Origin of the sequence: Nosocomiicoccus sp. HMSC059G07 (assembly GCF_001815515.1) — a bacterium.
Taxonomy (GTDB): domain Bacteria; phylum Bacillota; class Bacilli; order Staphylococcales; family Salinicoccaceae; genus Nosocomiicoccus; species Nosocomiicoccus ampullae_A.
Map to the genome: position 1 here is coordinate 111848 of NZ_KV820866.1, position 23389 is coordinate 135236.

Sequence of the window (23389 nt, forward strand, 5' to 3'; positions counted from 1 at the left end):
TTACATTTTGTGAAATAATCAATACAATAAAAATTAGGTGATGCGATTGTCTAAGGAATCTAGAAAGTCTAAAATTATAGAGTTTTTAAGTGAACATGAAACTTTGACAATTACGTCTATTGCAAAGTTTCTTGAGGTATCTGAAATGACAGTAAGAAGATACTTGAAAGAGTTAGAGGATGACGAAATTGTTCTTGGTACTAATAATGGTTATATGCTCATGGATAATATAACAACAGAGTTACCTTTTTTTAAAAAACAGTTAGTCAAAGTAGACGAGAAAAAAGAGATAGCTATTAAGGCGCTTAGTTTTATTAAGCCGAATGATCATATATTTTTAGATGCTGGGACTACAACTTTTGAATTAGCTAAATTACTAAAGGATGTTAATTTTCCTTTAACAATTGCGACTAATGATATTAAATCTTCATCTATTTTAGTGGATAGTCATCACACTGTAATTTTAACCGGAGGCATTATTCAGAACAATGTTGGTTCTATGTACGGGGTACATACAATTAGGTATTTAGAAGAATCAAAGTTCGATGTCTCTTTTGTTGCAACAGAAGCGGTTTTTGACGGTTCAATTTATGCGCCGACAAGAGAAAAGGCTTTTATCAAAAAACTAATGATTGAGAGTGGGTATACTTCGTACTTATTAGTGGATGATAGTAAGTTTGACCGTTATTCTTATTCTAAAATTGCAAACTTAGACAAGTTTGATGGTATTGTCGTAAACAGTGAGTTAGATGATGTTACTAAGAACTGTATAGAGCAATTTACAAAAGTGATTTGAGGAGTTATCTAAGTGAAAATTGGAATTATAGCAGACGATTTAACAGGAGCGAATGCCACGGGTGTACGTATGAGTAAAAGTGGATTTCGTCCAGCAACTTACTTTTATAACAAGGATATTATAAGTAATGAAAATATCGATACTGTAATTATTGATACTGATAGTAGATATTTAAGCAAGGATATCTTAAAGACACGTATAAATCAATCGCTTGAGAGCCTGTTTAAGTGTGACATTGATTTTATTTGTAAGCGGATTGATTCGACGATGCGTGGTAATGTTGGCAACGAAATTGACTTACTACTTGATTATGTTGATGAAGATAATGTAGCCGTTGTTGTACCTTCATTTCCTGATTCAGGTCGAGTTACTATTGGTGGATACTTAGTTGTTAATAATATTCCATTACATAAAACGGATGTGGCCAATGATCCAATTATGCCAATTAACTCGTCTTGTATTTCAGAGATAATAGAAAGCCAGTCTAAATACGAAGTTGGTTTAATGACTATTAATGAATTATCAGGCAATTGTGATGAGTTTATCGAAAAGTTTAAAAGTATAACACAAACTGGTAAGAGAATTGTTGTGATTGATGCAGCGACCAATCAAGATATTGAATTTATTGCAGAGTCATTATCGAAGGTGAATTTACCTATTATACCTGTCGACTCAGGACCTTTTACAGCAGCATATTCAAAATTTAAAGTAAATCAAAAAGTAGATAACAGCAAAATTATTGTAACAGTCGGTAGTGCAACAAAAGTAACAGAGAAGCAGTTAACTTATCTAATAGATCGTATGGATATTAAGCCTGTTGTTCCAGACATATATAAGCTTGCCTCTTTTGATGATAATTTTGAAAATGAAATTAACCGTTGTGTAAGACAAGCAAAGCTAAAATTAAAAACAAGTGAAACAGTCATTATTACAACTAATGAAGAGAATCTTGTCATTATTGATATACAAAAGCTAGCGAAAGAAAATAATGTACAACCAGAAGAAGTTACTAAACGAATTACTGATGGTTTGGCAATAATTACTAAAAAAGTAATTGATGAGACTGATTATAGTATTAAAGGATGCTTTACAAGTGGTGGGGATGTGACAGCATCACTAACTACTATTATGAATGCCAACGGTATTACTTTGATAGATGAGGTTGCTCCATTAACAGCATATGGAACGCTCATTGATGGTGAATATGATGGTCTTCCAATCATTACTAAAGGCGGTATGATTGGTGATATTAGAACAATATATGAAGCAATAAAATATTTAAAAGCGACTTAAAATTAGGAGGAAATTTTTATGAATAAAAAAGCAATTATAGCAGTACCAATGGGAGATCCAGCTGGAATTGGTCCAGAAATCACAGTGAAATCATTTTTAAATAAAGAAGTATTAAATAGTGCAAACATTGTTGTAGTTGGTGACAAAGATGTCATAGAACGAGCATTAGAAATTACCGCAACAGACTTAAATGTTAACGTTATTGAATCGGTAAAAGATGCGAAATTTGCAACTGATACGATTGATTTAATTGACATGAACAATGTAGATATGGATACATTTAAATTTGGTGAAATTCAAGCACAGTGTGGTCAAGCAGCATTTGATTATATTGAAAAAGCAATTGACCTTGCGATGAAACACGAAGTAGATGCTCTCGCAACGACACCTATTAACAAAGAATCGTTATACGCAGCAAAAGTACCGTTTATCGGTCATACAGAAATGCTAGAAGAACTTACGAATTCACACGATCCGTTAACAATGTTCCAAGTGTTAAACTTAAGAATTTTCTTCTTAACACGTCACTTATCTCTAAAAGATGCAATTGATCAAATGACTAAAGAGCGTGTGCGTGATTATATTGAACGTTCTTATGATGCGTTAATTAAGTTAGGCGTAGAGTCACCAAAACTTGCCGTTGCTGGTTTAAATCCACATAGTGGGGAGAACGGATTATTTGGTATGGAAGAGGTAGAAGAAATCACTCCTGGTATTAAGTCAGCACAAGAAGACGGGTTTGATGTAACTGGTCCAGTTCCTGCAGATTCCGTATTTTTCCAAGCATTAAATGGTAAATATGACGCAGTAATTTCTTTATATCATGACCAAGGTCATATCGCTGCTAAAATGACGGACTTTCATAAGACAATTTCAATTACAAACGGATTACCATTCCTAAGAAGTTCTGTTGACCACGGTACAGCATTTGACATTGCTGGTAAAAATATCGCTTCAAGTGAATCGATGGAAGAAGCAATTAAATTAGCAGGAGAATATGCGCTTAGCTTTAGAAATTAATAGGCGCATATTCTAGCGCCTTTCATAAATAGGGGGAACTATTATGGAAGTATCTTCAGCACAAATGATCTTAGGTCTAATTGTGGCAATTGTTTTGTTAATTTTTCTCGTATTAAAAACGAGAGTTCACGTGTTTTTAGCATTAACAATTTCCGCAATTATTGCTGGTTTAATTGGTGGTATGGAACCGACTGACGTCGTCACAGCCGTCTCACAAGGATTTGGTTCGACACTAGGCTCGATAGGTATTATTATCGGTTTTGGTATCATGATTGGTAAAGTGATGGAGATTTCTGGTGCTGCCGAAAGATTAGCCTATCAAGTCGTTAAATTTGTCGGAAAGAAAAAAGAAGAATGGGCGATTGCATTAGCAGGATACATCATTTCAATTCCAATATTTGTAGACTCAGCATTCGTTATTTTACATCCTTTAGTTAAAGCGTTGTCTCGCCAAACAGGTAAATCTGTAATTACACTTGGTGTAGCACTCGGTATCGGTTTAGCTGCAACACACCATGCTGTACCACCAACACCTGGACCACTCGGGGTAGCAGGTATTTTTGGTGCAGATATCGGACTAATGGTATTACTTGGTTTAGTTATCTCAATACCAGTCGTAATTTCAGGTGTATTATACGCACAGTGGTTAGGAAAGAAGATTTATCAGTTGCCTGAAGCGGATGGTGAGGGGTATTATCGTCCGACAACTGAAGAAGTGTTTGAAGATTTTAAAAACCAGGCGAGTGAACGTGAAAAGGAATTACCAGGTTTTACGTTATCGCTGATGCCAATTTTAATTCCGTTATTACTGATCTTTTTAAACACAGGTATTAATGCACTCGTTGAAATCGATGTTATACATATAAATGAAACAGTGCATTCTTATATAACGTTTTTAGGTAGCCCAATTATTGCAGTAGCGATTGGATTACTATTTGCATTATTTACATTAGCAAAACGTTTTACTGTAGAAGAAACACTCGAAGAACTTGAAGTTGGTTTAAATAATGCTGGAATTATTTTACTTGTCACAGGAGCAGGTGGCGCATTTGGTGCAGTGTTAAGGGAGAGTGGTGCAGGTACAGTTATTGCAGAAGAAGTAGTAACTTGGAGTGTTCCAGCAGTACTTATTCCCTTCTTAATTGCCACATTTGTTCGACTTATCCAAGGATCAGGTACAGTTGCTATGATTACTGCAGCTTCAATTTCTGCACCAATACTTGGTAATTTAGATATTAATCCAGTACTTGCAGCTCAAGCAGCGGCATTTGGTGCGATGATTTTCTCTTATTTTAATGATTCTTTATTCTGGGTTGTTAATAGAATGATGGGAATCAAAAAAGTTAAAGAACAGGTACTTGTTTGGTCAGTTCCAACAACAATTGGTTGGGCTGTATCAGGAATTACATTAGTTATTTTAAGTTTATTCATATAATTATTTATAATATGAAAGCTCTCTTCATAGTATTATGAAGAGAGCTTTTTTTCTTTCATATATATATCATTTAATAATAAAAATATTTTAAAACTTTATAAAACATTTACATATTTTGCAAAATAATTATAATAAAAACTAGATGATACCGTTACCTTAAAACAGATTGCTAAGAGATATATTTAACAATTTAGTTTATATAGAGCGCTTACTGGGAAAGAGAACGGTATAAGAATATCTGTTCTATTTTGACCTAGATTGTTATTTCTGTTGAACTCTGTAAGTGACAATACTTATATAGGAGGCACAGCTAATTGAGAAATAAACATTCTATTCTTCTTACTTCTATATTGAAGGATTTCGGGATACATATGGGAAAAGAAGTTTTGTAAACAGATATAAAATCTTTTCATACTAAATATTGGAGTAATTCTAATGAAAAATACTTAATCTATTATTCGTAATGGGACTATCGTTCGTGCTAGTTGCGTGTGGTGATAGTTAGGATGACAATGAGAAAGATACAACGAAAGAAGAAAATGAAACAGAAGAAGTAAATAAAGAAGAATCATCAGAAAGAGATGATAAGACTGATGAAAAAGTAGTAGAAGTCGGAGAGGCTGTCGATGTAGAAAGGTTTGAGTGGGATGTTCCGTATCAGGTAACCGTAAATTCTGTTGATCTTGTTAGTGAATATAATGGTGAAGATATTACAGAATATGTTAGTAATGCTGATGAGAACATTAAATTTCTTGTAGCGAATACTATAATAAAGAATACTAGTGATGAACCTATGATTACAGGAGAGTACGTGATTCCTAGACTTGGTATTGATACAGGAGGCAGTGGTGAAAGTTTCATTTTTGAGTTGTCAGAAGAAGAGCTCTCAAAAGAAATTGCACCTGGTGAAGAAGTAGAATTGGATTTTGTATTTATACAAGATCTACTAACTGTTCGTGATCCAGAAGGGAATGTATATTTACATTTCGAAGGAATGAGAGATGATCAAAAAACATACAGAATACCTACAAAATAATCTATAATGTATCCATGTTTAACGGATGATTGATATCCGTTAAACATGGGTTTTCTTTTTATTTTTAGAAAATTTTTATTAGTAGTATTCTACTATGATGGACACGTCTTATCCTCAGTCAAATCCAACTGCTCTTCGTTCAGCACTCTTATTAGAAACATAACTGCTAATTTTAAAAATAAAACCAAAGTGACTTTTTAAAAATTTAAGTATGGAAGTAAAAATTATGATATATTCATGTGTGTTGATATATAGATAGAAGGTTTCATGTATCAAAAGTTAAAGATGCGCATCTTTTTTTCAATTGATAAAACAACCAAAATCATGGAAAATATAATCAATAGAATAAACTATTTATACTAAGGAGACCAAAATGAAAATAAAATTTGGTGTATTATTTGTAGCACTTATGCTTACGCTTTTGTTATCGGCTTGTGGAAAAAGTTCTGAGGAAGTCGAGGAAATATTAAAAGAAGATAAAGTTGAAGAAACGAAAGATGGACTTAAAATCGCAATATCTGTGGATCCAGATGGGTTAGATCCGCATCGAACAACTGCTAGTTCGACGTTTGTCATCACAAACAATATTTATGACACGTTAGTCAAAGTGACAGAAGACGGAGAAATCGTGCCAAGTTTGGCTGCATCTTATGAGCAGTCTGATGACGGAAAGACACTCACATTTCACTTGCGAGATGACGTTAAGTTCCATGATGGCGAAAAGTTCACAGCAAAAGACGTGGCTTATTCATTTGAACGCATCAGAGATGATTTAGGGCCAAGAAAAGATAACTATGAATACATAACAGAAGTCAGTGTAATTGACGATTATACGATAGAATTCAAAGCGGAAGCACCATCTGCAACATTTATAAGTGACTTTGCATACCCATGGGCAGCGATTGTTAAAGACGGTGCTGGAGATGACTTAAAGAAATCACCAGTAGGCACGGGACCATATAAGCTTGTGAACTGGACGCCTCAAGATAAGGTTGTTCTAGAAGGTGTCGAACACTATAACGAAGGTGCAATTAAACATATTGAGTTTAAGATGATGCCAGATTCAACTGCACAGGTAACAAGCTTCAAAAAGGGCGATATAGATTTAATCGAAACTACAGGGGATGTTGCAGAGACATTAGGTGATGCAAAAATCGTTGAAATCGACAATAACTCTGTACAGATCATGGCTATGAACTTAGAAAACGAGCATTTAAAAGATGAAAAACTGAGACAAGCAATCAATATGGCAGTTGACAAAGAAGAACTCATCAAAGCAGTGTGGTGGGGATATGGTAAAGAAATCGGCTCGCACTATCCCCCTGTTTTAAAAGGATATGTCGACACAACAGACACTTATCCGTATGATGTAGATAAAGCGAAACAACTCGTGAAAGAGTCAGGCAGAGAGGGCATCACATTGAATATGAAACTTCCAACAGACTATCCAAACTATGTGAATGCAGGACAGATTATTGCTGAAAAATTAGAGGCAATCGGAATTCATGTTAAAATAGAGACGATAGAATGGGGTACATGGTTAACAGATGTCTATGGTAACCGTGACTATGATCTTACAGTCGTTGGACACACAGGTCGTATCGAAGGTTATGATTTACTAGAGAAATATGGAAGCACGCGCTCGGATAACTACTTTAATTATAAAAATGCAGAAGTAGACGAACTTTTATCATCTATTAAAGTAGAATTAGATGATGATACACGTATGGACATGTATAACCGTGTCCAAACGATTCTAGCAGAAGAAGTTCCAGCATTGTATATTCAAGCGCCAACACGTATTTACGCGATCAGTGAAGACTTAGAAGGATTCACGTCATATCCAATCGATGTTTTTGAATTAAAAGATTTAAAATTTAAAGAGTAATCAATAGGTGATGGATGATATGAAAGAAATTATAAGACGCATTACGAGTAGCATAGTACTTATAATTGTCGTATCATTTATCACTTTTTTTATGTTGATGATGATACCTGGAGATGCGGTGGAAATTAGTCTCGGAACAGAAGCCACACCAGAACGTGTCAGAGAACTTCGAGCAGCTCTCGGGATGGATGCTGCTTGGTATACGCAATATTTTAACTGGTTGACCAGTGCGATAACTGGTGATTTTGGTGTGTCTTTTACATATGGTGAGACAGTGACAGCACTTCTATTAAGTAGGTTACCTGTTACGTTAACACTCATGGTGATGTCAATCGTAATTGCGGTGCCTTTAGCACTCACAATTGGTGTCTTTGCTGCATTAAAACAAAATAAGACGTTTGATATTATAGCGAGAACGCTCATGCAAATTGGTGACGCGATGCCACAGTTTTTTATTGCACTCATTTTTCTCGTTTACATCGCTGCACAGTTTGACGTGTTTCCGATATCTGGATTTAAACCATTTACGGAGAGTGTTTATGGTGGCTTTATGAGCTTACTACTGCCGGCACTTGTGCTCGCATTTGGTATGATTGCGACACAGATTAGGATCGTGAGAAGCTCGATGTTACATAGTTTAAAACAAGATTATATGCTCATGACCCGAGTGTCTGGAATGAATCCTGTTTTTGCAATCATTAAATATCCACTGCGTGATGCGTTGATTGCACCACTTACAGTTATTGGTATTCAAATTGCGGGGTTAATTTCAGGTGTGATTGTCGTAGAGAGTATTTTCAGTTTGCCTGGAGTTGGCCGACTGTTATTTAGTGCAGTCTTAAAACGAGATCTCTTCTTAATTTTAGGGCTCGTGAGCTTTATTGTGACTTCTGTCATAATCATTACGCTTATCACAGACATACTCTATATTCTCCTGAATAAGCGAATGAGGAGGAAAGAGTCATGAGAAAATATGTGTTTATATTGAGCGTAGTACTCTTACTCATTCCGTTATCGCTAGGAATAGTGTCATTTTTCTATACACCATATCCGATTACAGAGATGGATATTGATAATCGTTTTTCTTTGATGTCTAAAGAGCATCTACTCGGTACGGATCAGTTTGGTAGAGATATATTATCTAGGTTAATGGTTGCGTCACGCTATGCGTTACTTTTAGGAACGGTTTCAGTCACTTTAGGCTTATGTGCTGGGATTTTCATAGGTGTCATTTCTGCTTTATCAAATAAGTGGATCAGCATGATTTTCCTAAGGTTTATAGATGGGATGCTCGCATTCCCAGGTATCGTACTTGCTATGATGTTTGTGGTTGTATTTGGGGATGGACTTTACTCTACACTTATTGCAATCGCGATATTTATGATACCAATATTTGCTAGACTGACGTATTCACTCATTAAAGAACAACAACACGCACTCTATATAGTGGCGGCAAAAAGCATGGGACTATCGACAATGAGAATTGTGTGGAAACATTATCTCCCAGTCATTTTGCCTAGACTCGTAACACAATTCAGTGCAAGTATTGGATCTGCAATTTTAATAGAATCCGCGTTATCTTATTTAGGACTTGGTGTCGTTCCACCGAACGCGAGTTTTGGACTGATGTTAAAAGAAGCGCAGAGCTTTATGCTGAGCTATCCATATTTAATCTTGCCGTCAGGGATATTACTTGTGATTACTGTCCTTGGTCTGAACTTAATGGGAGATACGTTGAATGATCGACTCATGAAATTAGGTGATACTAATGATTGATATAAAGGCACTCGAAGTGCGCACAAATGAAGGAAAGAGACTCGTACAGCCATTTGATTTCTATCTTAAAAAGAGAGAAATTGTAGGGGTATTTGGGGAATCAGGTTCAGGGAAAACAATATCGACACAAGCGATGTTTAACTTGCTTCCGAGATCACTCGTGTCACATGCTACGCTAAAAATGGTAGAAGATAAAAACATAGATGACCTTAAGTCGAGCGATTACCGAAAACTCATCGGACTTGATGTTGGATATATTCCACAAAATACAACGGAATTTTTACATCCGTTAGTAAAAATTAAGCACCAGATGTTAGAGGGTTTCGTGACGCATCAGTGTGGCACTAAACGTGAAGGATTAGAACGTGCGACGGAATTGTTAGAACTTGTGGGGCTTAAAAATCCTAAAAAAATCTTGAACGGATACGTGTTCGAACTTTCTGGTGGAATGCGCCAACGCGTCAATATCGCACTCTCCCTAATGACGAAGCCACGTATAATTATTTTAGATGAGCCGACGACTGCTCTAGATAGCATCACGGAAAACGAGATAATGGAGTTTTTTAAAAAACTGAATCAAGAAGAAGGCGTGTCGCTCATTTTAATCACACATAACATGAAACTGATAGAGAAGTACACGGACCGTGCGTATGTTTTCTATAAGGGAGAAATGGTAGAGACGAATGATACAAAGACGCTATTTAAGCATCCAACGCATCCGCATACAAAAGCACTCGTCCAAGTATCGAGAGAGGAGGACGTGAGATGATTTTATCATGTGAAAATGTGTCTAAAAACTTCAAAGATACAATAGCTTTGAAAGATGTGAGTTTGGAACTTAAAGAAGCGGAATCTATCGGAATTGTTGGAGAATCTGGGTCCGGAAAGTCTACACTTGCGAATATCCTTGGCGGACTTGTAAGTCCAAACTCAGGAACTGTATATTTTGAAGGTGAAGATATCAAAAGTATGAAAAAACGTAACTACCTAAAATTTAGACAAAATGTGCAGTTTGTATTTCAAAGCCCTAAAGAAAGTCTACATCCATATTTGAAGGTAAGAACGTCACTCCGAGAACCATTTTTTGCGAAAGGACTTCCGCGAAAGACAAAAAAAGAGATGGATAGAGAGATACTTCGCGCATTAGAACGTGTGCAATTAAACGAAACGATTCTAGATAAATACCCGCACCAGTTAAGCGGTGGACAAGCACAGCGCATATCGATCGTCCAAGCGATGATCACTGATCCGAAAGTGGTAATATTTGACGAAGCGGTCTCCGCACTAGATATACTCGTGCAAAAAGAAGTCATCGAGATTTTGAAGAAGTTACGACATAACATTCGCACTTCATATCTATTCATCACGCACGACATATCCACAGTAAAAACACTGACAGATAGAATCATCGTTATGAAAGACGGACAGATTGTAGAAGTAGGTAAAACGGACGATATTTTGAACAATCCACAAAATCCCTATACCAAAAAACTTATTGCGAGTTCGATATGAAGTGTTTGATAAGCTAAATACTAACCATGAGTATTCTTTTTATTTTTAGAAAATTTTATTAGTAGTATTCTACTACGATACATTTCATCACGCTTTAGGAATTAATGGTATCCATTTAAATTTTAAAGATAAAAACATGATAACCATTGTAAGTCCCTCTGCTATTGGGAATACAAGCCAAATCGCGTTTGGTCCAAATAGAATTGGCATTATAAATAATAGAGGGATGAAGATAATAAAACTACGTAATAAGCTAATCATAATCGCGATACGAATTATACCGATTGATTGATAGAATTCCGTGAGCACCATGTTGATTCCTAAGAATAAGTATCCAATGAAGAATAGGGTGATTCCGATTTTTATATAACTAATTACTTCGGTACCTTCAATACCAAATAGCCATATGATGAGTCCTCTCCCTAAGACTCCAATTACAAAAATGAGGACACCGACTATGAATCCAGTGACTGTTGCGATACGGATAAATTGTTGTAATCGTTCAAAGAGTTTTGCACCGTAATGATAGCTCGAAATTGGTTGAAGTGCTGCACCCACTCCAATGAATAACATCAAGAACACAGTGTGCATGTAGTTTACAACCGCATAAGAGAAGATTCCTGTTTCACCGACATAATGACTAAATGTAACGTTCAGCCCAATCATCATTACTGCAGCTGAGGCTTCCAATATAAAACTTGGAAATCCAATTGAAATGATATTGCGAACAATAGATGGGTCGATCTTTATCTTTACGAGTGCCAGTTGACTTCGTTTAGTTAAAAAGTGCGTCACGAGGACTAAAATACCGATAACAGTCGCAAGGACTGTAGCATATGCGGCTCCTTTTACACCCCAGTTGAAGATGAAAATAAAGATGTAATTTAGGATAATATTTACAACCGATGTGACAACTAAGCCGACCATCGCGAGTGTTGGATTCCCGTCGTTACGTATAAAAATGCTCAGAATGTTTTCTAACACGAAGAAGATTCCGAATACTAAAATGACGTGTAGATAATCGAGCACATAACTAATGATTGCATCATTTGCGCCGAATAGGTACGCGAGTGGTTCTTCAAATACGAGACATACTCCAATGATGATACCAGTGACGACAACGGTAATAATAATCGCGTGTGTAAAAATCGATTTTGCACGATGCACATTATTTTGTCCTAGAGCAATGGAGTACAGGGTTGCTCCACCCATTCCAATCCATAGAGAAAATGCTAAGATGACTGAATAAATGGGCAAAGCGATGTTGACTCCAGCCAGTCCGTTATCTCCTACACCGTGGCTCACGAAGAGTCCATCGACTAAAATGTTGATGGCCATGAGCATCATTCCAAATAACGATGGAATTAAATATTTAAGAAAAAGTTTTCGTGGTTGCATCGTTTGCATTGTAGTGTGTACGCGTTCCATAAAAATACCTCATTATATATATATAAATCTGTTCCGTTTGTTCTTACTATATTATGATAATAAATTATACAGTAACCATATAGTCAAGGACGGGAGAGATAAAAACTGGAATTTTTAAAAAATTTGTTTACCACTGGAGAATTCGCAAATATTTGTAACGTGAAGAAACAAACACTTTTTCATTATGATGATATTGATTTGTTAAAACCTGAGTATGTAGCTCCGAATGGATATCGGTATTACTCATTTCAACAAGCAGAAGTGTTTACGGTCATTGAAATATTAAAAGAGATTGGTATGTCTTTATCTGATATAAAAGATTTTTTAAATGCCAACAATTTAAAAGAAACAGCTGAGATGTTAACTGAAAAAGCGGAAATGATGCAGCAGAAGATTGAGGCACTACAGCGCACGAAAGAGATTATTCAAAACAAGAAAGAGCAGATTGTAAATGCGATAGATCTCGATATCGATAATATTACAATTGAACATTTAGAGAGAGAATACTACGTGCTAAGCAAAAATATTTTAAATAGCACTGACAAAGAATTTACGGAAGTAATGATGTCATTTATCAAACATATAAAAGAAGAAGGGCTAGATATTGGATATCCAGTAGGTGGGGTGATTCCAAAAGCACAAATTGAAAAGAACGATTATTTAAATGTGTCTCATCTATTTATGAGAATTAAAGAAAAAGCTTTAAAGAATCCATTCATTAGAAAATCGTGCACTTATGCGGTAGGTTATCACAAAGGCTCGTACATAAAGACATACGAAACATATGAAAAAATGAAATCTTTTATAGATAGCAATGGATATCAAATTAGTGGAGATACGATTGAGGAGTACGTCATTGATGGACTCAGTGCAATAGGTGAAGAAGATTACATTACAAAAATTATGATACAAGTGGAAGGAAAATGAGCGGGATAATTATAGTAAAGGAGGCGTTCATATGACAGTATTATTCGACCACATCATCTATTTTTCTGAAGATCCTAGTGCAATGAAAGACGAATACGAACAAAAAGGGTTTTATACTGTGACCGGCGGTACACACGACATTTGGGGCACGTATAATACACTATTACACTGCGGGCTCTATTATATTGAATTTTTAGGGATAAAAAACAGGCAAACCTTCGAGAAGTACAACGAAGATAATGTAGATTACACGCTCATGTCTTCCATATATAAAGAAAATTACCGTGAGGGTATGCACAACTTTGCACTTCGAACGACTGACATCGAAGCTCTCAGTACGTCGCTCGAGAATTCAGGATTCGAAATCGATGGGCCTCGCACATTCAAGAGAGAAAAAGAAAATGGAGAAGTAGTCTCATGGAAGTTGTTATTTATAAAAGACAATAAGACGAACGTCCCTATGCCATTCATCATTGACTGGGGTATGAGTGACGAAGAGAGACTAGAAAACCTTGAAGCAGGAAGCATACTAGGAGATAACGGTAAACTATTAGAAATTAAGGTAGCAGTAGAAAATGTTGATAATGCGATTCACACATTCGCCGAAGCTTTTCACTTAAATAAACATGATGAGAACACTCTGGAATTAGGTAAAGTAAGACTAACATTTACGGAAGAGTTACAAGAAAATCAGGTAGTAGTCGAAACAGACGGAGAGACATTCGTAATTTAATGTAATTAACGTTTCGTAAGGGTTTGTAAAAAAATAACAAAAGCACATAGACAACAATCTATATAGATGTTAATCTATTTACCATCTAGGAGGTTTAGTCATGTCTTATAAAGAACTATCAAAAATATTAAAAGTCTTATCAGATCCAAGTCGATTGGAAATACTAGATTTACTATCTTGTGGGGAATTATGTGCTTGTGACTTGTTGGAATACTTTGATTTCTCACAACCTACACTCAGTCATCATATGAAGTTATTAGTAGATAATGAATTAGTTACAATAAGAAAAGACGGTAACAAGCATTGGTATCAACTGAATCATGATAATTTAGAAGATATTATCAAAAATTTAAATATTATTAATACATCGACCGAAAGATGTGTATGTAAAAATGTGAAATCAGGTGATTGCTGTTGATGGTTTTAGCAATTGTGATTTTTCTTTTAACTTTAATTTTTGTGATATGGCAACCGAAAGGTTTAGATATTGGTATTACAGCTCTGATTGGGGCAGTTGTGGCTATCGTTACAGGAGTTGTAAGTTTTTCTGATGTACTAGAAGTAACAGGTATTGTTTGGAATGCAACTCTAACTTTTGTAGCTGTTATTTTAATTTCATTAATATTAGATGAAATTGGCTTTTTTGAATGGTCTGCAATACATATGGTCAGAGCTTCAAATGGTAATGGGTTAAAAATGTTTGTTTTTATTATGTTACTTGGAGCAGTTGTAGCAGCATTTTTCGCAAATGATGGTGCCGCTTTAATATTAACGCCTATTGTATTAGCAATGGTAAGAAATTTAGGATTTAATAAAAAAGAGATTTTCCCTTTTATTATTGCTAGTGGCTTTATTGCGGATACGACATCACTACCTTTAATTGTAAGTAACTTAGTGAATATTGTTTCTGCAGATTACTTCGATATTGGATTTATTGAATATTTTAACCGTATGATTGTTCCTAATATATTCTCTTTAATTGCTAGTATTGTCGTTTTATGGTTATATTTCAGAAAATCTATACCTAAAACGTTTAATGCAGAAAATCTACCTGACCCTAAAAATGCAATTAAAGATCTTAAACTATTTAGGATTTCATGGATTGTTTTAGTAATACTACTTGTTGGTTATCTTGTTAGTGAGTTTGTTCAGATACCTGTATCTTTTGTTGCTGGTACGATTGCTATAATATTTGTGCTATTCGCTCGAAATTCTAAAGCAGTGAATACAAAACAAGTGATTACAGGTGCACCATGGAATATCGTTCTGTTTTCTATTGGTATGTATTTAGTTGTATTTGGATTAAAAAATGTAGGTATCACAACATTTTTAGCTGAAATATTAACTAATATTTCAAGTTATGGATTATTCATCAGTGTGATGGGGATGGGCTTCATATCAGCTTTCTTATCATCAATTATGAACAACATGCCAACTGTTTTAATAGATGCAATAGCGATTGGTCAATCTAGTGCTACAGGACTACTAAAAGAGGGTATGGTTTATGCGAATATTATAGGTTCTGATTTAGGACCTAAAATTACGCCGATTGGTTCTTTAGCAACATTATTATGGCTACATGTTTTAGCACAAAAAGGTGTAAAGATTTCATGGGGAACATACTTTAAAACGGGAATTGTCATTACTATTCCAGTCCTATTTGTAACACTCTTAGGATTGTATTTTACACTAATCATATTTTAAAAAGAGGCTTTAATTATGGATAAGAAAACAATTTATTTTATATGTACTGGCAACTCTTGCCGTAGCCAAATGGCTGAGGGTTGGGGGAAGAAATTATTAGGTGAAGACTGGAATGTCTATTCTGCTGGTATTGAAACACATGGTGTTAATCCTAAAGCAGTAGAAGCTATGAAAGAAGTAGGTATTGATATATCAGACCATACGTCAGACTTGATTGATAATGATATTTTAAAACAATCAGATTTAGTCGTAACGTTATGTAGTGATGCAGATGAGAATTGTCCGATTTTACCACCAAATGTTAAAAAAGAACATTGGGGTTTTGATGATCCTGCGGGTAAAGAGTGGTCAGAATTCGAGCGTGTTAGAGATGAAATTAAATTAGCGATAGAACAATTTAAATTGAGATACTAAAAAAGAGGCGAGTCATTTCGCCTCTTTTATATTAAGATAATTTACCTTGTAACTTCATAACGTCTGCTACTTTTTGAATTGAGTTTAAGTAAGCCGCTTCTCTGAATGTTACGTCGTGTTTTTCTTTTGTATCCCAGATTTCGTCAAATGCTTGGATCATTTTCTCTTCTTGACGCTCTAAGACTTCTTTTTCTGTCCAGTAGAATCCTTGTAGGTTTTGTACCCACTCATAGTAAGATACGATTACTCCACCTGAGTTTGTAAGGATGTCTGGTACTACTGTGATGCCTCTTTCTTTGAATACTGCATCTCCTTCAGTAGTGACTGGTCCGTTTGCACCTTCAAGTACGATGTTTGCTTTTACTAATTTCGCAACGCGCTCATCGATTGCGTTTGCAAGTGCTGCTGGTACCATAATGTCTACGTCTAATGACCAGAAGTCTTCTGGGTTTAAGATTTTAACGTTGTCCATTTCTTTGAATTTACCACGGTTTGCTTCTAGCTCTTCGTAAGTAAATCCTTCTTCACGGTAGATAGCAAATAATCCATCTGGGTGCCACTCCATAACTGCTTGTACTGTTGCACCGAGTTGTTCGAAGTATTTTACCGCGTGGCTTCCTACGTTACCGAATCCTTGTACTGCAAGTGTTGCTTCTTCGAAGTGGATATCGAATTTTTTAGCAACTTGACGTCCAATGACTGAAATACCGAATCCTGTTGATTCTGTACGTCCTAGTGATCCACCGTATTCTACTGGTTTACCAGTGAATGTACCGAGTGCTTGTGTACCAGCTAGTTGACAGTATTCGTCAACCATCCAGCTGATCATTTGTGCACTACAGCCTACGTCTGGTGCAGGTACGTCGATTTTTTCGCCTAAGTATTTGTAAAGACCACGAACGTATCCGCGCGCTAATTGCTCGAGTTCGTTTTCAGATAGTTTTGTTGGGTCAGCAACGATACCACCTTTACCACCACCGTATGGTGTACCTGTTACTGCACATTTAAATGTCATCCAAATAGATAACGCTTTTACGTCATCGTACGTTGTTGCAGGGTGAATACGAATTCCACCTTTTGCTGGTCCGAGTGACGTGTTGTGTGCTGCACGGTAACCTTTGAACGTTCTGATTGTACCGTCATCCATCTTAACTGGAATGCTAACTTCAATCATACGCTCAACGTCTTTTAAAATTTCAAAGACTGCTGGTTCCGTATTCAAAATTCTACATGCTGATTCAACTTGTTGTTGCGCATTGATAAATGAGTTGTTACTCAAAGGAAAGACCACCTTTTTTGATATTAAGTTCATATGTATATAATATCACGTTTATAAAATAATGAAAGATTGTTCTTTTGTTATTTTGGAACAAAAATTTAATGTTCGTATAGCTAATCTTTTTCATAATTTACATATTTTAAATCCTTGTGGTATATCGTATGATAAAAGGAATTTGCTATAATCGAATAGAAATTAAAACTTAATGAGGAAGTGAAGATATGTCTATTAACTGGTTTCCTGGACATATGGCTAAAGCAAGGCGCCAAATTGAAGAGAATTTAAGTAAAGTTGATGTAGTGATAGAAATTTTAGACGCGAGAATTCCAATGTCGAGTCAAAACCCAATGATGAACGAGATCGTTAAAAATAAACCACGTATTGTCATTTTAAATAAGTCTGATCTCGCAGATCAAAATATGACAAATCAGTGGATGAATTACTTTAAGTCAATTGGGACGTATCCGATTGCGCTAGATGCGCGTAGTAACAACGTTTTAAAACGTATTGAACCGGTTGCGATGGAAGCGACTGAAGAGATGTTTAAACGTATGGAAGCGCGTGGTATTAACCGTCGTCCGATTCGTGCGATGATCATTGGTATTCCAAACATTGGAAAGTCGACGTTAATTAATAGTTTAGCGCGTAAAAAAGCAGCTAGAACTGGAAATACTCCTGGTTTAACGAAATCTCAGCAGTGGATTAAAGCAGGTAATAATTTAGAACTGCTAGATACACCTGGGGTATTATGGCCGAAATTTGAAGGAGACGTCGGGTTAAAGTTAAGTTTAACTGGTGCGATTACGGATAGAGTCGTTCATTTAGATGAGGTTGCTATTTTTGGTATGAAGTTTTTAATTGAAAATGACAAAGAAAATTTCGATACGTTTTATAATATTAATAATTATGATGAAACGGACATTGTTTCAGTATTTGACGCAATTGGTAGAAGTAGAGGTATGTTAATGTCTGGTAACGAAGTCGATTATGAACAAGTGACTAACCGAGTCGTTTATGACATTCGTAACGGTAAGATTGGTAGATATACATTTGACGAGGTTAACGATGACAATTAAAGAAGTAAAAGAATTTTTACAGACGATTCATTCTATAGAAGATTTAGACAATACTGATTTACAAAGTGATACACGCGTCGGTGTACAAAATGCAATTAAAAGTCGCAGACGTCAACTTGAAAAAATCGAAGAGACGAAACGACGTTTTGAACGTATGATGGTCTATGAGCGTGAGTTAACAGGTGTAATTGCCGGAGTCGATGAAGCAGGGCGCGGACCACTCGCAGGAGAAGTCGTTGCTGGTGCTGTAATTTTAGGTGACGAGAAGTTATATGGGTTAGATGATTCTAAAAAATTAAGTGAATCTGAAAGAAATCGCTTATATGATTTAATTTTAGACACGTGCACAGTCGGTATAGGTATCGCTACTGTCGAAGAAATTGACACGTTAAATATATATGAAGCGACAAAACTTGCGATGATTCGTGCAGTGAAAAATTTAAATAGATACGTTGATCATTTATTAATTGATGCGATGGAATTAGATGTGGATATTCATCAACAAAGTATCATAAAAGGAGATGCAAATTCAAATTCGATTGCTGCCGCTTCGATTATCGCTAAAGTATATCGTGACCGTTTAATGAAAGCACATAGTAAAGAGTATCCGGAATATGATTTTGAAAAGAACTCAGGGTATGGAACGAAGACTCATTTAGATGCGTTAGGACAATACGGTGTAACGCCGATTCATAGAAAAAGTTTTTCACCCGTTAAGGAAATTCAGGAGATTTTTAGATGAACAGAATTAAAGTAGTAGATAGTTTAAGAGGATTTAGTTTACTTGGGATATTACTCGCGAACTTGCTCGTTTTTAACTACGGCATGTTTGGTAATAGTTATCCTGAAGTATATGACGTGTCTAATGTCGGCATCTTTTTAATGAATACGATTCGCGTATTATTTGAAGGTAGTACGATGCCGATATTTGCCTTTTTATTTGGATTTGGGATGTATATGATGGCGTCTAGTTTTAAACGTAAAGATCTCGGTGTTAAACGTGGACTCATTCGTCGCGGACTCGCGTTACTATTATTTGGTACACTGCACGCGATGTATTTATTTGAAGGAGATATTTTGTTCGTTTATGGACTGATGACGATTGTTTTATTTTGGCTACCAAATCGAAGTCTTAAAACGATGATTATTTGTTTTCTTCTATCATCAGCGCTCGTTGTATTAATGCATTTAGACTTTGGTAGTAGTGTAGAAGAAGTAGACGAAGAATTTGAGAGTTATACGACAGAGTTAACCGATGAAAAAATCGAATATTTACTCGAAGAAAAAGAAGCGTATCGTACGTTATCGAATGCTGAACGTCAGTCGTTTATATTCGATTCAGAGAACCCGTTTTTAGGCGGAGGAATGGTCGGATACATATTTACGTATATACTCATTATTTCCTTTTACGTGCCTGTCTTTATATCTGGAATGATTGCAGCAAAACTTAAAATGTTTGAAACAGGTGGCACGTGGAAAAAAGCACTCATTCTACTCGTACCGATCGGTATTATATTAAATATATTTGGGCTTAATAATGAGACACTCGATTATTATATGTTCTTTATCGACACAGCGTTAGCTTATGGATATATCGCACTATTTTATTATCTATATAAGGAAAACTTATTTATGGACAGTTTAGCAGCCGTCGGTAAATTATCGTTAACGAACTATATTTTACAATCCGTGTTCCACTCGTTTATATATTATGGTAGTGGGCTTGGACGATTCGGAGATGGTAACTTTACGTTGTCATTTGTAATAGCGATCATTTTCTTTATCGTACAAATTATATGTAGTTATTACTATATGAAGAAGTTTAAATACGGACCACTCGAATATATACTTAGAATTTGGACGTATTTCTCGTTTAAACCACATTTAAAACGTGGAAAAAACGCACATATTTAAAATTACACTTTTTAGAAGCGTGTTAAGTTTACAATAGTGCGATGAATTTATATAATAGTTTTGAAAGCTTATTATTATAACGCTTAGGAGGCAGACCATGAATATTCATGAGTATCAAGGAAAACAAATTTTCCGCTCTAAAGGGGTAAAAGTACCGAACGGTGACGTTGCGCGTACGCCTGAAGAAGCGGTAGAAGTAGCAAAAACATTAGACTCTGACGTCTACGTAGTGAAAGCACAAATTCACGCAGGTGGACGTGGGAAAGCTGGAGGCGTAAAGATTGCGAAATCTTTAGATGAAGTTAAAGAATACGCTGAAAGTTTACTCGGTTCTACATTAGTAACGGTACAAAACGGACCAGATGGTACTGTTGTTAACCGTTTATTAATTGAAGAAGGTTGCGACATTAAAGATGAATACTACATCAGCTTTGTTGTAGACCGTGCGACAAACCGTGTCGTGTTAATGGGTTCTGAAGAAGGTGGAACTGAAATCGAAGAGGTTGCAGCTAAAACACCTGAAAAGATCTTCACTGAAGTGATCGACCCAGCAGTTGGTTTATTACCATTCCAAGCAAGAAGACTTGCGTTTAACATCAACATTCCAACTGAGTTAATTAACAAAGCGGCAAAATTATTACTTGGACTCTATGATGTATTTGTAGAAAAAGATGCATCAATCGTCGAAATCAACCCACTTGTAACAACAGGTGACGGTGAAGTTATGGCGTTAGATGCGAAAATCAACTTTGACGATAACGCATTATACCGTCAAAAAGAAGTAATGGAAATGCGTGACTTCGACGAAGAAGATCCAAAAGAAGTTGAAGCGTCTAAATACGACTTATCTTATATTGCACTAGATGGTAACATCGGTTGTATGGTTAACGGTGCTGGACTTGCGATGGCAACGATGGACACAATTAACCACTTCGGTGGAAGCCCAGCGAACTTCTTAGACGTAGGTGGCGGTGCGACTGAAGAGAAAGTTACAAAAGCATTCGAACTCATCTTAAGTGATGAAAACGTAGAAGGAATCTTTGTAAACATCTTCGGTGGAATCATGTTATGTGACGTCATTGCTAAAGGTGTTGTACAAGCAGTTAAAAACGTCGGACTTGAAATTCCATTAGTCGTACGTTTAGAAGGTACAAACGTTAAAGAAGGTAAAGAGATTCTTAAAGACTCTGGTTTAGCAATTACACCAGCAAGCACAATGGCTGAAGGTGCACAAAAAATTATCGCACTCGTTGAAGAAAATAAATAAGATAAGGGGAAATTAATTGTGGCAGTATTTGTAGATAAAGATACAAAAGTAATCGTACAAGGTATTACTGGATCTACTGCATTATTCCATACGAAACAAATGTTAGACTACGGCACGAAAATTGTCGGTGGTGTAACACCAGGTAAAGGTGGACAAGTAGTAGAAGGTGTACCTGTATTCAATACAGTAGAAGAAGCGAAAAAAGAAACTGGCGCGACAGTATCAGTCGTATACGTTCCAGCTCCATTCGCAGCAGATTCAATCATGGAAGCAGCAGATGCAGGTGTAGAACTTGTTATCTGTATTACAGAGCATATTCCAGTATTAGACATGGTTAAAGTCGTTGACTACCTAGAAGATAAAGAAACACGTCTTGTTGGGCCAAACTGTCCTGGTATCATCACTGCTGATGAAACTAAAATTGGTATTATGCCAGGTTATATCCACAAAAAAGGTCACGTAGGAGTTGTATCACGTTCTGGTACGTTAACTTACGAAGCAGTTCACCAATTAACTGAAGCTGGAATCGGTCAAACGACAGCTGTTGGTATCGGTGGAGACCCAGTAAACGGTACAGACTTCATCGACGTATTAAAAGCATTTAACGAAGACGATGAAACACTCGCAGTTGTAATGATCGGTGAAATCGGTGGTACAGCTGAAGAAGAAGCAGCAGCTTGGGTGAAAGAAAATATGACAAAACCAGTTGTTGGATTCATCGGTGGTCAAACAGCGCCTCCAGGAAAACGTATGGGTCACGCTGGTGCGATCATTTCTGGTGGTCAAGGTACAGCAGAAGGTAAAATTAAAGCGATGAACGACGCAGGTATCGACACAGCAGATACACCGTCAGTAATCGGTGAGACATTAATCGAGCGTATTAAAAAAGAAGGCCTTTACGAGCAATGTCTAACAATTAAATAATAAATTTAAATTGTAACGCAGAGATAATATAATCTCTGCGTTTTTTTATTTTTATACCAATTTTAAAAACTATCGATTATAATACAGTTATGAAACTTCACATTTTACAATTAAGTTTTGCAAAAGTTACAAGAAAAGAGTTTCAGAAGATCCGAAATGGTGAAGTATTAAAAGAATCTACAATTAAGAAGTTACAGCATGCGAGAGAAATTTCGTTAGAAGACATCCACCATACATTGTGTGAGAACGGTGTGACGTTTATAACGGAGAGTTCAAAGTATTATCCAGCATCGTTAAAAGAAATTTACGACCCGCCGTACGTATTATATGTAAAGGGCTCTTTATCGGCTTTAAATAGTCGCAAAATCGGCATCGTTGGTAGTCGTAAAGCTGGAATGTATACGCGTCAAGCGTTACAAAGAATCATTCCAGCGTTAAATGAGTTTACAGTCGTGTCAGGTCTCGCATATGGTGCAGATGATATCGCGCACCATATTGCACTTGAAGAGAATATTCAAACAATCGGTGTACTCGCATTTGGTCACGATATCCATTATCCGAAGTCAACAATAAAAACGAGACATCGTATTGAAAAATATAGTTGTACGATTAGTGAGTATCCACCAGGCACACCGATAAATAAGCATCAATTCGTCGCACGAAATAGAATTATCGCTGGCTTAAGTGAAGGTGTATTAGTCACTGAAGCCGAAGAAAAAAGCGGAAGTTTAATTACGTTAGAGATGGCGATGGAAGAAAATCGACACGTCTTTTGTATACCAGGAAATATTACGTCACCGCTCAGTGCAGGGGTAAATGCGCGGTTAAAAGAAGGTGCGATATTCGTTACAAAAGCTGATGATATTTTATATGAATTACAATAAATGAATTTAGAACCGTTGACAAATTTAAAAGTTAGTGTGTAATATTGTTCATTGAATCATAAAACGTGAGGGAGGCAATTAAA

The 23389-nt window shown here is 36.1% G+C and carries 23 protein-coding genes; 21 read left to right on the forward strand and 2 right to left on the reverse strand.

Going from position 1 to position 23389, the window contains the following annotated elements; all coding sequences use genetic code 11:
- Positions 1–46: 46 nt before the first annotated feature.
- The 10 genes from HMPREF3029_RS07920 to HMPREF3029_RS07965 all read left to right on the forward strand — a co-directional run bounded on the left by HMPREF3029_RS07920 (position 47) and on the right by HMPREF3029_RS07965 (position 10756).
- Positions 47–796, forward strand: coding sequence for a DeoR/GlpR family DNA-binding transcription regulator (locus HMPREF3029_RS07920; RefSeq protein WP_070710351.1), 750 nt, complete (start codon positions 47–49; stop codon positions 794–796).
- 12 nt (positions 797–808) lie between these two features.
- Positions 809–2089, forward strand: coding sequence for a four-carbon acid sugar kinase family protein (locus HMPREF3029_RS07925; RefSeq protein WP_070710352.1), 1281 nt, complete (start codon positions 809–811; stop codon positions 2087–2089).
- A gap of 18 nt (positions 2090–2107) precedes the next feature.
- Positions 2108–3109: a 4-hydroxythreonine-4-phosphate dehydrogenase PdxA gene (pdxA, locus tag HMPREF3029_RS07930; RefSeq protein ID WP_070710353.1), complete on the forward strand. Its 1002-nt coding sequence runs from the start codon at positions 2108–2110 to the stop codon at positions 3107–3109.
- 43 nt (positions 3110–3152) lie between these two features.
- Positions 3153–4544 carry a GntP family permease gene (locus tag HMPREF3029_RS07935; RefSeq protein WP_068131075.1) on the forward strand — a complete coding sequence of 464 codons (1392 nt, stop codon included), beginning with the start codon at positions 3153–3155 and terminating at the stop codon, positions 4542–4544.
- Between the two features lie 793 nt (positions 4545–5337).
- Entirely contained in the window at positions 5338–5580 is a 243-nt protein-coding gene (locus tag HMPREF3029_RS07940) for a hypothetical protein (RefSeq protein ID WP_070622107.1), read from the forward strand.
- A 373-nt stretch (positions 5581–5953) separates the two neighbouring features.
- A complete protein-coding gene (locus HMPREF3029_RS07945) occupies positions 5954–7468 on the forward strand; it encodes an ABC transporter substrate-binding protein (RefSeq protein WP_210391785.1) in 1515 nt (504 codons plus the stop codon).
- Between the two features lie 19 nt (positions 7469–7487).
- On the forward strand, positions 7488–8435 hold the full coding sequence (locus HMPREF3029_RS07950) for an ABC transporter permease (protein WP_040929161.1): 948 nt from the start codon (positions 7488–7490) through the stop codon (positions 8433–8435).
- A complete protein-coding gene (locus HMPREF3029_RS07955; RefSeq protein WP_070710355.1) occupies positions 8432–9244 on the forward strand; it encodes an ABC transporter permease in 813 nt (270 codons plus the stop codon). The genes HMPREF3029_RS07950 and HMPREF3029_RS07955 overlap by 4 nt, the downstream gene beginning before the upstream one ends.
- A complete protein-coding gene (locus HMPREF3029_RS07960) occupies positions 9237–10013 on the forward strand; it encodes an ATP-binding cassette domain-containing protein (RefSeq protein ID WP_070622105.1) in 777 nt (258 codons plus the stop codon). Before HMPREF3029_RS07955 ends, HMPREF3029_RS07960 begins: the two co-directional genes overlap by 8 nt.
- Complete coding sequence (locus tag HMPREF3029_RS07965; RefSeq protein WP_068130551.1) at positions 10010–10756, forward strand: ABC transporter ATP-binding protein; 747 nt, start codon at positions 10010–10012, stop codon at positions 10754–10756. Before HMPREF3029_RS07960 ends, HMPREF3029_RS07965 begins: the two co-directional genes overlap by 4 nt.
- 87 nt (positions 10757–10843) lie before the next feature.
- Here the strand turns inward: HMPREF3029_RS07965 and HMPREF3029_RS07970 are convergent, their stop codons facing one another.
- Entirely contained in the window at positions 10844–12184 is a 1341-nt protein-coding gene (locus HMPREF3029_RS07970) for an MATE family efflux transporter (protein ID WP_068130548.1), read from the reverse strand.
- 123 nt (positions 12185–12307) lie between these two features.
- Between HMPREF3029_RS07970 and HMPREF3029_RS07975 the strand changes: the two genes are divergently transcribed.
- From HMPREF3029_RS07975 to arsC, 5 genes are all read left to right on the forward strand, one after another.
- Complete coding sequence (locus HMPREF3029_RS07975) at positions 12308–13111, forward strand: MerR family transcriptional regulator (RefSeq protein ID WP_083315018.1); 804 nt, start codon at positions 12308–12310, stop codon at positions 13109–13111.
- A 31-nt stretch (positions 13112–13142) separates the two neighbouring features.
- Entirely contained in the window at positions 13143–13844 is a 702-nt protein-coding gene (locus tag HMPREF3029_RS07980) for a VOC family protein (protein WP_070710357.1), read from the forward strand.
- Between the two features lie 100 nt (positions 13845–13944).
- Entirely contained in the window at positions 13945–14262 is a 318-nt protein-coding gene (locus HMPREF3029_RS07985) for an ArsR/SmtB family transcription factor (protein ID WP_070710358.1), read from the forward strand.
- Positions 14259–15548, forward strand: coding sequence for an arsenite efflux transporter membrane subunit ArsB (gene arsB / locus HMPREF3029_RS07990; RefSeq protein ID WP_070710359.1), 1290 nt, complete (start codon positions 14259–14261; stop codon positions 15546–15548). Before HMPREF3029_RS07985 ends, arsB begins: the two co-directional genes overlap by 4 nt.
- Positions 15549–15563: 15 nt before the next feature.
- Positions 15564–15962, forward strand: a complete 399-nt coding sequence (gene arsC, locus HMPREF3029_RS07995; RefSeq protein WP_070710360.1) for an arsenate reductase (thioredoxin) — start codon at positions 15564–15566, stop codon at positions 15960–15962.
- 31 nt (positions 15963–15993) lie between these two features.
- On the opposite strand, the gene HMPREF3029_RS08000 is transcribed toward arsC, so the two are convergent.
- Complete coding sequence (locus tag HMPREF3029_RS08000) at positions 15994–17241, reverse strand: Glu/Leu/Phe/Val family dehydrogenase (protein ID WP_246830714.1); 1248 nt, start codon at positions 17239–17241, stop codon at positions 15994–15996.
- Positions 17242–17462: 221 nt separating this feature from the next.
- On the opposite strand from HMPREF3029_RS08000, the gene ylqF reads away from it, so the two are divergent.
- The 6 genes from ylqF (at position 17463) to dprA (ending at position 23306) form a co-directional block, all read left to right on the forward strand.
- Positions 17463–18317, forward strand: coding sequence for a ribosome biogenesis GTPase YlqF (gene ylqF / locus HMPREF3029_RS08005; RefSeq protein WP_070710361.1), 855 nt, complete (start codon positions 17463–17465; stop codon positions 18315–18317).
- On the forward strand, positions 18307–19059 hold the full coding sequence (locus HMPREF3029_RS08010; RefSeq protein ID WP_070710362.1) for a ribonuclease HII: 753 nt from the start codon (positions 18307–18309) through the stop codon (positions 19057–19059). The genes ylqF and HMPREF3029_RS08010 overlap by 11 nt, the downstream gene beginning before the upstream one ends.
- Positions 19056–20231 carry a DUF418 domain-containing protein gene (locus HMPREF3029_RS08015; protein WP_070710363.1) on the forward strand — a complete coding sequence of 392 codons (1176 nt, stop codon included), beginning with the start codon at positions 19056–19058 and terminating at the stop codon, positions 20229–20231. The genes HMPREF3029_RS08010 and HMPREF3029_RS08015 overlap by 4 nt, the downstream gene beginning before the upstream one ends.
- Positions 20232–20328: 97 nt before the next feature.
- Positions 20329–21498, forward strand: a complete 1170-nt coding sequence (gene sucC / locus HMPREF3029_RS08020) for an ADP-forming succinate--CoA ligase subunit beta (RefSeq protein ID WP_068130519.1) — start codon at positions 20329–20331, stop codon at positions 21496–21498.
- An 18-nt stretch (positions 21499–21516) separates the two neighbouring features.
- Positions 21517–22422 carry a succinate--CoA ligase subunit alpha gene (gene sucD / locus HMPREF3029_RS08025; protein ID WP_070457728.1) on the forward strand — a complete coding sequence of 302 codons (906 nt, stop codon included), beginning with the start codon at positions 21517–21519 and terminating at the stop codon, positions 22420–22422.
- Positions 22423–22511: 89 nt separating this feature from the next.
- A complete protein-coding gene (gene dprA, locus HMPREF3029_RS08030; protein ID WP_070710364.1) occupies positions 22512–23306 on the forward strand; it encodes a DNA-processing protein DprA in 795 nt (264 codons plus the stop codon).
- Positions 23307–23389 lie beyond the last annotated feature (83 nt).

Bases quoted from the DNA above. Each gene is read 5' to 3' on its own strand.
- pdxA (WP_070710353.1), top strand. From the start codon at position 2,108: ATGAATAAAAAAGCAATTATAGCAGTACCAATGGGAGATCCAGCTGGA.
- HMPREF3029_RS07935 (WP_068131075.1), top strand. From the start codon at position 3,153: ATGGAAGTATCTTCAGCACAAATGATCTTAGGTCTAATTGTGGCAATT.
- HMPREF3029_RS07940 (WP_070622107.1), top strand. From the start codon at position 5,338: ATGATTACAGGAGAGTACGTGATTCCTAGACTTGGTATTGATACAGGA.
- HMPREF3029_RS07945 (WP_210391785.1), top strand. From the start codon at position 5,954: ATGAAAATAAAATTTGGTGTATTATTTGTAGCACTTATGCTTACGCTT.
- HMPREF3029_RS07950 (WP_040929161.1), top strand. From the start codon at position 7,488: ATGAAAGAAATTATAAGACGCATTACGAGTAGCATAGTACTTATAATT.
- HMPREF3029_RS07955 (WP_070710355.1), top strand. From the start codon at position 8,432: ATGAGAAAATATGTGTTTATATTGAGCGTAGTACTCTTACTCATTCCG.
- HMPREF3029_RS07960 (WP_070622105.1), top strand. From the start codon at position 9,237: ATGATTGATATAAAGGCACTCGAAGTGCGCACAAATGAAGGAAAGAGA.
- HMPREF3029_RS07965 (WP_068130551.1), top strand. From the start codon at position 10,010: ATGATTTTATCATGTGAAAATGTGTCTAAAAACTTCAAAGATACAATA.
- HMPREF3029_RS07970 (WP_068130548.1), bottom strand. From the start codon at position 12,184: ATGGAACGCGTACACACTACAATGCAAACGATGCAACCACGAAAACTT.
- HMPREF3029_RS07980 (WP_070710357.1), top strand. From the start codon at position 13,143: ATGACAGTATTATTCGACCACATCATCTATTTTTCTGAAGATCCTAGT.
- HMPREF3029_RS07985 (WP_070710358.1), top strand. From the start codon at position 13,945: ATGTCTTATAAAGAACTATCAAAAATATTAAAAGTCTTATCAGATCCA.
- arsC (WP_070710360.1), top strand. From the start codon at position 15,564: ATGGATAAGAAAACAATTTATTTTATATGTACTGGCAACTCTTGCCGT.
- ylqF (WP_070710361.1), top strand. From the start codon at position 17,463: ATGTCTATTAACTGGTTTCCTGGACATATGGCTAAAGCAAGGCGCCAA.
- HMPREF3029_RS08010 (WP_070710362.1), top strand. From the start codon at position 18,307: ATGACAATTAAAGAAGTAAAAGAATTTTTACAGACGATTCATTCTATA.
- HMPREF3029_RS08015 (WP_070710363.1), top strand. From the start codon at position 19,056: ATGAACAGAATTAAAGTAGTAGATAGTTTAAGAGGATTTAGTTTACTT.
- sucC (WP_068130519.1), top strand. From the start codon at position 20,329: ATGAATATTCATGAGTATCAAGGAAAACAAATTTTCCGCTCTAAAGGG.
- dprA (WP_070710364.1), top strand. From the start codon at position 22,512: ATGAAACTTCACATTTTACAATTAAGTTTTGCAAAAGTTACAAGAAAA.